A 10,127-nucleotide genomic window follows, 5' to 3' on the forward strand; every position below is an offset into this window, starting at 1 on the left:
GAGCGAGTTGTGATTGGATTGATGCATTTGATGGCGGAAAATCGGTTCATTCGGCGAGGCGCGTCGCGCAGCGCGATGTGGTGCATCGGGCAAGCGGCGCAACGGTGAGCCCGTCTCGCGCAATCGTCCAGTGGACGATTGCGAGGGCGAACGATGGGCCGATTTGCCGCCACCCCTGAAAGGACGATCATGTTGAAATTCAGAGATGAATGGGCCGGGCGATTTTGCCCTCTGACCGCGTTGGCTTACGCTTGTGGTGGGACAGCACCACGGCGCGCAACCCGCCTTGTCAGCGACCAAAATCGCCACGGTCAAATGCTTCAATCCAATCGCAACTCGCTCTAGGAGATGCCATGACAACAGAACTGGAAAAACAGCTTCAAAGTGCGGTCAACTCAGTTCCGGGCTGGACATGGGAAGAGGTTGAAGTGGCACCGCTTGATGGCGGCGTCACCAATGCAAACTTCGTGGCCATAAAGGACGGCAAGAAACACTTCATGAAAGTCTATGGACCCGGTACCGAGAGTTTTATCAATCGGGACGGATCAAACGATGCAGCTTTGCAAGCCCATGACATGGGGATTGGGCCCAATGTGCTTCACTATGACAAAGAAACAGGTCTTGAAGTGGTCGAGTTTCTCGATGGCTATCGTGCTTCACTAACCTCCGACTATGCCCGCGAGGATTTCCTTGAGCATGTGATCGATCTCTATGCCGCCTTCCATAAAGGCAAGGCGCTTTCAGACACCAAGGACGTGTTTGAAATGACCCAGGAGCACATAGATCTGGGTGCCGAACTTGGTGTCCATCGACCCGTCGATTTTGATTGGCTCTACCATCAATATTCCAAAGCGCGGGAAGCATTCTTTGCATCAGGTCTCGATCTCGTTCCCTGTCACAATGATGCCATGCCCGGCAATTTCATGGTGATGATGGACGCAGACACCATCACAGACATGAAGCTGATCGACTATGAATATGCCTCCAACAACGAACGCGCTTACGAGATCGGCATCTTCCTTCAGGAGGTTTTTGTCGACGAGAAGACCTCCCTTGAAATGATCGAGCGCTACTATGGCGAAGTCCGTGCCGAGACGGTTGCCAGGGTAACAGTCGCCCGCGCCGTCGCTGATATGAAATGGGGGAACTGGGCCCTGCAGCAACGAAAGCTCCAGGATTGGGATTTCGATTATCAGAAATACGGTATTTGGAAGCTGGCCCGCGCACGCATGATGTTCAACGATCCCAGGTGGGATGACTGGCTGCGGGCCATATGAGTTTTGGTGGCGTTACAGTGTCAATGGCGGTTCAACCGGGTTGGCCAAAGGATCACCAAAGACAGGAACGGGCAGAGCAATCAGCGCAGCAGTGGAACGGCCCCTGGTTGGGAGTATGTTCACATGGCCTTCGATGACCATTCCCGCGTGGCCTTCTCCCAGCTCCATACCGATGAGAAGGCCGCCATTGCTTATCACCGCCCTCTTGGCGTGAAAGTCGTTCGTGTCATGACAGACAACGTCCTATATCGGGAAGAATTGGCTGCTTAGGTCAGCAGGTCGTGGGGCCTGCAGTAATCCAGATGCCCTGTTATGGTTGCCCAAGCGGTCTCCTTGCTCCTGCCGCATTCTCAGAGTTGGTAGAACCTTGCCGCCACCGCGCCCCAAAGGTTTTCCTGCCGAGGTTCCACGGATTCGGCCATCAGTGTTTCGACCATGCGGACCCAGCCGGAATAATCACTCGCCAGATTGAGAACTGGCCAATCGCTGCCAAACATCAGCCGGCCCGGACCGAACACATCAAGAATATGATCCGTGGCCGGGCGTATGTCGTCGATTGTGAAGTCTGCGCCCGCCTCGGTCACAAGACCGGAGACCTTGCAGTGGCAACCGGTCTCTTCCGCAAGAAGCGCCATATCCGCGCGCCAGCCATTCAGCTCCCCCGTGGCGAGGTGCGGTTTGGCGGCGTGGTCTATGACGCAGCGAAGGTCCGGGTGCTTTTGCAGCCGTCGCAGCAACCGGGGAAGGTGACGCGGGAAAATGAGGGCGTCAAAGCTCAGGTCCATCTCCACAAGCGCGTCGAAAATCGGATCCAGATCGCTGCGCAAAATCCAGTCGTCATCGGTGATCTCCTGGATCATGGGGCGGATGCCCTTGAACTTCGGGCTTCGCGCAAGCCGTTCAAGCGTTGCGATCGCGTCTTCACATTCCATGTCCACCCAGCCGACCACGCCGGCAATCCAATCCGTTACGCGCGCGGTCTCAAGCAAGAATTCAGTCTCGGCCACGGTGTCGGCGGCCTGGACAACCACCGTTTTCTCAACGCCAGCCGCCCGAAGATGCGGCCAGAGATCGGATGGCGCGAAGTCGCGATAGATCGGCCCGAGGTCCGGTGACATCCATCCGTAGTCACCACGCGACAGGGTCCAGAGATGGTGATGGCTGTCGATTTTCATATCATTCTCCCGACAAGGGTGTTGGGGCATCGGGATGCAGCAGTCCGGCCGTTTTCAGATCGCTCCACAGACTGTCCGGGATCGCACTGCCCCACCAGTCGATGATCTGTTGGAGTTCCCTTGTTGTCCGGGGTCCCGGGATCGTGCTCTTGACCACCGGATGGGCGAGCGGGAACTGAAGCGCTGCGGCGGGCAAAGGTACATTGTGCGCCGAGCAGATTTCATCGAGCCTTTGGACCTTGCGGGCTACGTCCGCAGGAACCCGGTCGTAGTCGAATGTGTCCCCTCCGACCAGAACACCGGAATTGAAGGGACCTCCGATCACGATATCGGTTCCCGCGTTGGCACACGCCGGCAGAAGATCGTCAAGCGGGGCCTGCTCCAACAGCGTGTAACGTCCCGCAAGGAGAAACACATCCCAATCCCCGCGCTGGAGCGCGTCCTGACAAACCTGCGTTTCATTGACACCCAGCCCAATCGCCGAAACCGCTCCGGCGGATCGCAATTCGTCAAGAGCCCGGTACCCATCCGTCATAGCCGTTTCGAACAGTTCGGGCCCGGCCTCGGCCCCGTGGGTTAGATTGCCGATGTCGTGAAGATACAGGATGTCGATGCGGTCCAGCCCCAGGCGATGCAAAGAATGTTCGTAGGAACGCATGATGCCATCGTAGGAGTAGTCATAGACAGGACTGAACGGCAATGGCGTTGCCCAAGCGCCCCGATCGGCGATTACGCCTGGCTCAAGGACACGCCCGACCTTGGATGACAAGGTCGCGTCCACCTGCCCTCGCAAGCCATCGCCGACGAAACGTTCGGACAGTCCGTGGCCATAGAAAGGGGCCGTGTCAAAGTAGCGGATGTCTTGTTCCAGCGCCTCGGCAATCGTGGCTCGGGCGTCTTGTTCGGGCACGGCGCGAAAAATACCGGCGAGGCTTGCCGCGCCGAGACCCAGTTCCGTCAGCGATACGTCCGTCGACGAGAGCTTGGACTGCCTAATCCCCACTGATCCGCCGCCCTATTTCTCTAGATGCCGTTGCGAATATTTCAGCCACATCGTCGAGAGTGGGTGCATTATAGTCGTCAATGCGTTCGATAAACGGGCAGGTCAGCGCGGCCAGAGCATTGCCCGATGGATCCAGGATCGGAAAGGACAGGTTTATGACGCCGGTGACCGTTTGGCTGGGCTCTCTGGTGCAACCTGCCTCCCGCACACGGTTGAGCACTTCATTGAATTCCGCTTCATCAATCATTTCCTCGCCCTTGACCAATCGGTGTTCCCGTATCATCCGTTTTCGCGTTTCCATCGTTTGGAAGGCGGCCAGGACCATTCCGGACCCCGTATTGTACATCCCGACGGTCGCTCCGGGCCGCAGCGCCAATCGCCAGTTGCCGGGTGCTGAAATCGAAGACGCAATAACGACGTCCCCATCTTCCCAAAGGGCAATATGACTTGATTGCTCGCATTCCTGCGTGAAATTGCGCATCAGCGGTTCAGCGATATCAAGCAGCCGCCTTCGCGGAGGATGCGCGTTGGCGAGTATCAAAAGCTTCAGGCTCAGCATGAATTTATCGCCGCCTGGTGACGAGGTCACGAAGTTCCGCTGTACCAGCGTGTCGAGCATTCGGTAGATCTCATTTGGGCTTCTATCGATACCCTTTGCGATTTCCGCCTGGGTCAGCCCATCGGGCGATGTGGCCAAAAACTCCAGAATATCCAACCCTTTGTCGAGGGCTGGCGCCCGGTATTTCCGGTTTTTTTCATCCAAAACATCGACCCTTGCTCAGCCTGTGAAAAGAGGTAGCAACAAATTCTGATTGACACAATACATTCCTTCATAAATGAATGATCCATTCATTCGTGCATGAAAGCGAAAAATGGGAGGAAGATATGGTCCGCAAAATCGGAACAGTTCTCGCGACAACAGCGCTCGCGACAGTCGCGGTCGCCGCACACGCACAAGATTATGGAAACTTTGATGATTATACGCTCCGCGTGAAACTGATCGGCGGCGCGCAATACGAACCGCTCTACACACTGATCCCCGAATGGGAGGCCGCGACGGGCGCCAAGGTCGAGATCTTGTCCCGCAAGAGCCATTTCGAGCTGGATCGCGAGATGAAACAGGACATCGCGGCCGGTAATATCGACTACTGCGTCTTTGCCAACCACACCAGCTTCGCGCCGCAATATGTGTCCATGACAGAGCCCCTGGACGATCTGGTGTCGGCCGAAACCGTTGCCGGATTTTCGCCGCTGGTGGTGAGCCACGCGACGGTCAACGGCAAGCTCCTGTCGCTGCCCCGCCACTCGGATGTGTCGAACTTCTACTATCAGAAGTCGCTGTACGAGGACGAGGCCAACAAAACGGCGTTCAAAGAAAAGTTCGGTTATGATCTCGCCGTTCCCGAGACCTGGGCGCAGGCTTCTGATCAGGCCAAGTTCTTCACCGACGCGCCCGACCGCTATGGTACGCATTTCGCTGGCAAGGACGAAGGACTGACCGGGCGGTTCTACGAAATGCTCATCGCCGAGGGCGGCGCGCTCTTTGACAAAGACTGGAACCCGGCCTTCAACAGCGAAGCCGGTGTGCGTGCCCTGAACTGGTTCGTGGATCTTTACTCTGCGGACGCAGTGCCCAAGGGCACGACCAATTATGTCTGGGATGACCTGGGGCTCGGTTTCGCGGCGGGTGCCATTGCATGGAACCTCGATTGGGCGGGATGGGCCGCCTATTTCAATGGCGGCGACAGCAAGATCGGCGGCGATGTCGGGGTTGCGCTGGCGCCTTCCGGATCGAGCGGAAAACGGACGGGATGGTCCGGGTCACACAGCTTTTCCGTCACGCAAGCCTGCGACAACAAGCAAGCCGCGGCAAGTTTCGTGACGTTCCTGACCGGCCACGACGCGCAAATGGTCGAGGCACGACGCGGTCTGCTGCCAACCCGGACCCAGGTTTGGGACGACGTGATTGCGGAGTTCAAGGCCGAAGGGAACGACTTCATGGTCGAGGTATTCGACATCTGGAGCGTCTCAATGGCCGAACACGCCTTCACGCCGCCCCTGATTGCGGAATGGGGCGAGGTGTCCAACATCCTTTGGCCGAACCTGCAATCGGCGATCCTCGGGGACAAATCAGTCGAAGATGCACTGAACGAATCCGCCGAAGAAATTCGCGAGGTCATGGAGGATGCCGGCTACCTGTAGGCCGGCCTGCTCAGGGTGCCGCGTTCACTCCCGGCGCGGCACCTCCTCTAATACATTCGAACGCAATCCATCCTGATCATCGAGAGCGCCATTCGCCATGCCGGGGTTTCGCCGAACAGTTCGAGAGCATGCGGTGCCTTTGGCGCTGGTGTCTCCGGCGATCATGGTTATCCTGCTGGTCGTCCTGTTGCCGCTTTTGTTCTCCTTCTACACCAGTTTTTCGAACTACCGGCTGATCCAGCCCGAAAGCCTGTGGCAATGGATCGGCCTGCGCAACTATGAGCGGATCCTGGGCGACCGGGATTTCTGGGTCGCTTTTGGACGCACCGTTCTCTTTCTGACCGTGGTCCTCAATCTGGAACTCTTGCTGGGGCTCGGCATTGCGCTTCTGGTCAACAAGATCACCTGGGGACAGCGCACGCTCCGCGCCATCATGATGTTCCCGATGATGTTCTCGCCCATCCTTGTGGGATTTCAGTTCAAGTACATGTTCAACGACACCATCGGCGTCGTGAACAACGCACTGCAATCGCTGGGGCTGACCGAACAGGCCATTCCATTCCTCGTGGACCGTTGGTTGGCGTTCTTCTCGATCGCTGCCGCTGAAATCTGGATGAGCACATCCGTCTTCGCCATCCTGATCCTCGCCGGCCTCTTCGCCATGCCGAAGGATCCCATCGAGGCGGCGCGCGTCGATGGATGTTCCAATTGGCAGGTGTTCCGGCACATCACCCTGCCCTTCCTGATGCCGTTTATCTATATCGCGATGACCATTCGCTCGCTCGATGTGGCACGGGCCTATGACATTGTGGACGTGATGACCGGCGGCGGTCCTGGTGGCCGAACCGAACTGCTGTGGACGATGATCGCGCGCACCGCCTATGACGACGCCCGTATGGGCCGGGCCAATGCGATGGCCTACGTCTCAATCCTTTTGTCGATAGTCTTCACCTGGTTCTTCTTTCGCAAGCTGATGGAAGCCCGCAGGCATCTGGGGGCATTCTGATGCCGAGCGGAACCAAAACCGTGCTGGTCTGGATCGCGACATTCATTGCCATGCTGATCATCTGCATGCCCGGCCTCTGGGTCGTGCTGTCGGCCTTCCGCCCCAATGGCGAGATCCTGACAAAACCTGCGATCTGGATCCCTCAGAACCTGAGCCTCGATAATTTCCGCGCGATCTTTGGCTTCGGCGAAGACGTGGTTGCGATCCCGGTAGCCGGCTATTTCCGAAACTCGCTGGTGATCTCGCTGACCTCCACCTTCGTCGCGGTGGCGATCGGCATGAGCGGCGGCTATGCCTTCGCGCGCTATCGCTTTCCGGCCAAGGGTCCCATCTTCCTATGGCTGATGCTGTCGCGCACGGTACCCGGCATCGCACTGTCGCTGCCGATTTTCATCATCTGGTCGCGGCTGGGGATCATCGACACGAAATTCGGCGTGATCCTGGTTTACACGGCGATCAACGTGCCTTTCACGGTCTGGCTGACCGAGGGGTTCTTCCGGCAGGTTCCGAAAGACTTGAACGAAGCGGCGCAGATCGACGGCTGTACTGCGTGGCAAGCGTTTTGGAAGATCGAGTTTCCGCTGGCCAAATCCGGCATTGCCTCGGCGGGCATCTTCGCTTTCCTCACCTCCTGGAACGAGTACGCGCTGGCCAGTCAGCTAACGCGGTCGACCGACAGCAAGACGCTGCCCGTGGGACTGATGGATTTCACGGCGCAATTCACGATCGACTGGGCGGGCATGTGCGCAATGGCGGTGATTATCATCATCCCGGCGCTGATCCTGACCTTCCTGGTCCAGAAACATCTGATCGCGGGCCTTACGTTCGGCGGGGTCAAGGGATAACATCATGGCGAACGTCTCTCTCAAGAAAATCGTCAAGCGCTATGGTTCCGTCGAGGTCGTGCACGGGATCGATCTGGAGATCGCGCACAACGAGTTTGTCGTCCTGGTGGGGCCTTCAGGCTGCGGCAAATCGACGACCCTGCGCATGATTGCGGGTCTGGAGGAAATCTCCGGCGGCGAAATACAGATCGGCGGCGCGCGCGTCAACGAACTCCCGCCACGCCGCCGCAACATCTCAATGGTATTCCAGAACTACGCGCTCTACCCACATATGAGCGTGCGCGAAAACCTGGGTTTCAGCTTGAAAATCACGGGCAGATCGCGGGCCGAGATTGACGAGGCGGTGAGTGAGGCGGCAGGCATTCTGGGGCTCGCCGGTTTGCTGGACCGCACGCCCGCGGAGCTTTCCGGCGGTCAGCGCCAGCGCGTGGCCATGGGGCGCGCGATCGTGCGCCACCCGGATGCGTTTCTGTTCGACGAACCGCTCTCGAATCTCGATGCAAAGCTACGTACCCAGATGCGGACCGAAATCAAGAAACTGCACCGGAAGGTTCAGACAACGGTTATCTACGTCACCCACGATCAGGTGGAGGCGATGACGCTCGCCGACCGAATTGTGATCATGAAAGACGGCCATATCGTGCAGGTCGGCACGCCGCTCGAAGTGTTCGAACGCCCGATAGACACCTTTGTGGCCACCTTTATCGGCTCGCCGCCGATGAACCTCATTCCCGGGATCGTGAAATCGGACCAAATTGCTTTCTCGGACGGGCGTTCGGTACCCGTGCCGCCTGATTTCGCGGGCAAGGCCAAGGAGGGCAAGCAGGTGCAATTCGGCTGCCGCGCCGATGTTCTGATGCCAAGGGGGCACGCGGTGTCCGACAGCGCCGCCATCGCTTCGCTTGATCTGACGGTGGCGCTCGCTGAACCGCTGGGGTCCGAGACGATGCTGTTCACGGACCTCGGCGGTGTCGAGATTCAGGCCAAGATGCACAACCCCCGGCTCGTCGGCAGCGGCGAAAACCTGCCGTTCGAACTGCATATCGACAAGTGCCACCTGTTTGACGCCGAAACCGGCCAAAGCCTGAGGAACCAATGATGCGACGTATGGGCATGATGATCGGGATCAAACCCGAGAAGATCGACGAATACAAGCGCCTCCACGCCGAGGTCTGGCCGGAAATCCTGGACGGGATCACGGCCTGCAACATCCGGAACTACACGATCTTTCTCAGAGAGCCGGAAAACCTGCTCTTCGGTTACTGGGAGTATCACGGGAAGGATTTTGCCGCCGATGCTGCGAAAATGGCGGAAAATCCGAAAACAAAACAATGGTGGGCGCTAACGGATCCCTGTCAGACCCCGCTCGAAAGCCGCGCCGAGGGTGAAATGTGGACAATGATGGAAGAAGTGTTCCACCATGGCTGATGCACTCAAAGACCGGTTGGGGACCTGCTATTCCGGCGTTGTGCATGACATCATGCGGGGTATGGGGTTGCGCAATTTTACACTGCCGCATGACATCACGCCCCTGATGCCCGAGCGCACGCTCTGCGGCCCGGCCTTTACCATCGAGGGGCGGCCGGATGACACCGCGGACGCTCACCGGACCTTGCTGGAATGGACCGGGCTTTTGTCCAAGGCGAAACCGGGCCATATCTGGGTATGCCAGCCCCATACGCTTGATCTCGCGCAGATGGGCGAGCTGACGGCCGAGACACTCCAGAAAAAGGGCGTCCTCGGATGCGTTTTGGACGGTCATGCGCGTGACACGAACTTCCTGATCAACATAGGATTTCAGACCTGGCGGCGTGGGCATACGCCCAATGACATTGTCGGGCGCTGGCTGCCAACCGCCACGGAAGTTCCGATCCAGATCGGCGATGTGCGCATCGAGCAGGGCGACTACCTGCTGGGTGACCGCGACGGTATGATCCGCGTCCCGCGCGCGATTGTCGGGGACGTCACTGCCAAAAGTATCGAGGCCATGCGGACCGAGAACAAGGTCCGCACGGCCATCATGGAGGGCGCCGACCCCCGGGAAGCCTACCTAAAATATGGGAAATTCTGATGAAGATTAAATCACTCGATATTCGAGCCTGCAAGCTTGACAGCGACGCTGCGACAAGTGAACTTTTGCGCGGGGCAAAGCGCGGCGCCGGCATCGAGTTTCTCGTCTACACACTCACGACCGAATGCGGCCGAAGCGCGTCGATGTTTGGATTTTCCGGGGCAAGCGGTGTGGGATCTGGATATCTTGCGGCCTCTCTCAAGCCTTTCTTCGAGGGCCGCGATCCGCATTTTCGCGAAGCGATATGGCATGACTTTCGCCACCAGGACAGGCTGTGGAGCCTTTTGCCGGTCTATATCTACGGACCAATTGACGCCTGCCTGTGGTTGCTCGCCGCCCAGGAAGCGGACCTGCCGCTCCATAAGTATATCGGTGCTGTGCGCAGCGAGGTGCCCGTATATGTCAGTTCGATGTTCCATGACAGTGCCGAGGACTACGTGGCTGAGGCGCGTTCGGCGCAGCGGAACGGCTTTGCGGCGTACAAACTGCATCCCCCCGGCAACTCCATCGAGCAGGATCTGGAAATTCACAGGGCCGTTCGCGAAGCC

Annotated in this window: 11 protein-coding genes and 1 pseudogene; 9 read left to right on the forward strand and 3 right to left on the reverse strand. The window is 58.3% G+C overall.

Annotated elements, in window-relative coordinates:
* Positions 1–353 precede the first annotated feature (353 nt).
* Both AC5E6N_RS20895 and AC5E6N_RS20900 read left to right on the forward strand, forming a co-directional pair.
* Positions 354–1,277 (forward strand): phosphotransferase, encoded by a 924-nt coding sequence (locus tag AC5E6N_RS20895; protein ID WP_491749623.1) that lies wholly within the window; start codon positions 354–356, stop codon positions 1,275–1,277.
* 27 nt (positions 1,278–1,304) lie between these two features.
* Positions 1,305–1,517: pseudogene (locus tag AC5E6N_RS20900) on the forward strand (IS481 family transposase); the annotation flags it as partial.
* 110 nt (positions 1,518–1,627) lie between these two features.
* On the opposite strand, the gene AC5E6N_RS20905 reads toward AC5E6N_RS20900, so the two are convergent.
* From AC5E6N_RS20905 to AC5E6N_RS20915, 3 genes are read right to left on the reverse strand one after another with little or no spacing between them, the layout of a single operon-like run.
* A complete protein-coding gene (locus AC5E6N_RS20905) occupies positions 1,628–2,452 on the reverse strand; it encodes an amidohydrolase family protein (RefSeq protein ID WP_491749624.1) in 825 nt (274 codons plus the stop codon).
* A 1-nt stretch (position 2,453) separates the two neighbouring features.
* Positions 2,454–3,455 (reverse strand): aldo/keto reductase, encoded by a 1,002-nt coding sequence (locus AC5E6N_RS20910; RefSeq protein WP_491749625.1) that lies wholly within the window; start codon positions 3,453–3,455, stop codon positions 2,454–2,456.
* Entirely contained in the window at positions 3,445–4,218 is a 774-nt protein-coding gene (locus AC5E6N_RS20915) for an IclR family transcriptional regulator (protein WP_491749626.1), read from the reverse strand. Before AC5E6N_RS20915 ends, AC5E6N_RS20910 begins: the two co-directional genes overlap by 11 nt.
* A 122-nt stretch (positions 4,219–4,340) precedes the next feature.
* Here AC5E6N_RS20915 and AC5E6N_RS20920 point away from each other — a divergent pair, with 122 nt between their 5' ends.
* The 7 genes from AC5E6N_RS20920 to AC5E6N_RS20950 form a co-directional block, all read left to right on the forward strand.
* Positions 4,341–5,657, forward strand: coding sequence for an ABC transporter substrate-binding protein (locus AC5E6N_RS20920; RefSeq protein ID WP_491749627.1), 1,317 nt, complete (start codon positions 4,341–4,343; stop codon positions 5,655–5,657).
* A 97-nt stretch (positions 5,658–5,754) separates the two neighbouring features.
* Positions 5,755–6,663, forward strand: coding sequence for a carbohydrate ABC transporter permease (locus tag AC5E6N_RS20925; protein ID WP_491749628.1), 909 nt, complete (start codon positions 5,755–5,757; stop codon positions 6,661–6,663).
* Complete coding sequence (locus tag AC5E6N_RS20930) at positions 6,663–7,508, forward strand: carbohydrate ABC transporter permease (RefSeq protein ID WP_491749629.1); 846 nt, start codon at positions 6,663–6,665, stop codon at positions 7,506–7,508. The genes AC5E6N_RS20925 and AC5E6N_RS20930 overlap by 1 nt, the downstream gene beginning before the upstream one ends.
* A gap of 4 nt (positions 7,509–7,512) precedes the next feature.
* The gene (locus tag AC5E6N_RS20935; protein ID WP_491749630.1) at positions 7,513–8,607 is read left to right on the forward strand and encodes an ABC transporter ATP-binding protein; all 1,095 of its coding nucleotides are present in this window, start codon (positions 7,513–7,515) and stop codon (positions 8,605–8,607) included.
* The gene (locus tag AC5E6N_RS20940) at positions 8,607–8,936 is read left to right on the forward strand and encodes an L-rhamnose mutarotase (RefSeq protein WP_491749633.1); all 330 of its coding nucleotides are present in this window, start codon (positions 8,607–8,609) and stop codon (positions 8,934–8,936) included. The genes AC5E6N_RS20935 and AC5E6N_RS20940 overlap by 1 nt, the downstream gene beginning before the upstream one ends.
* Entirely contained in the window at positions 8,929–9,579 is a 651-nt protein-coding gene (locus AC5E6N_RS20945) for an RraA family protein (protein ID WP_491749631.1), read from the forward strand. Before AC5E6N_RS20940 ends, AC5E6N_RS20945 begins: the two co-directional genes overlap by 8 nt.
* Positions 9,579–10,127: enolase-like domain-containing protein (locus tag AC5E6N_RS20950; RefSeq protein ID WP_491749632.1), on the forward strand; the 549-nt coding region annotated here is incomplete at its 3' end. The genes AC5E6N_RS20945 and AC5E6N_RS20950, both read left to right, overlap by 1 nt.

It is taken from the genome of Hoeflea sp., assembly GCF_984452065.1.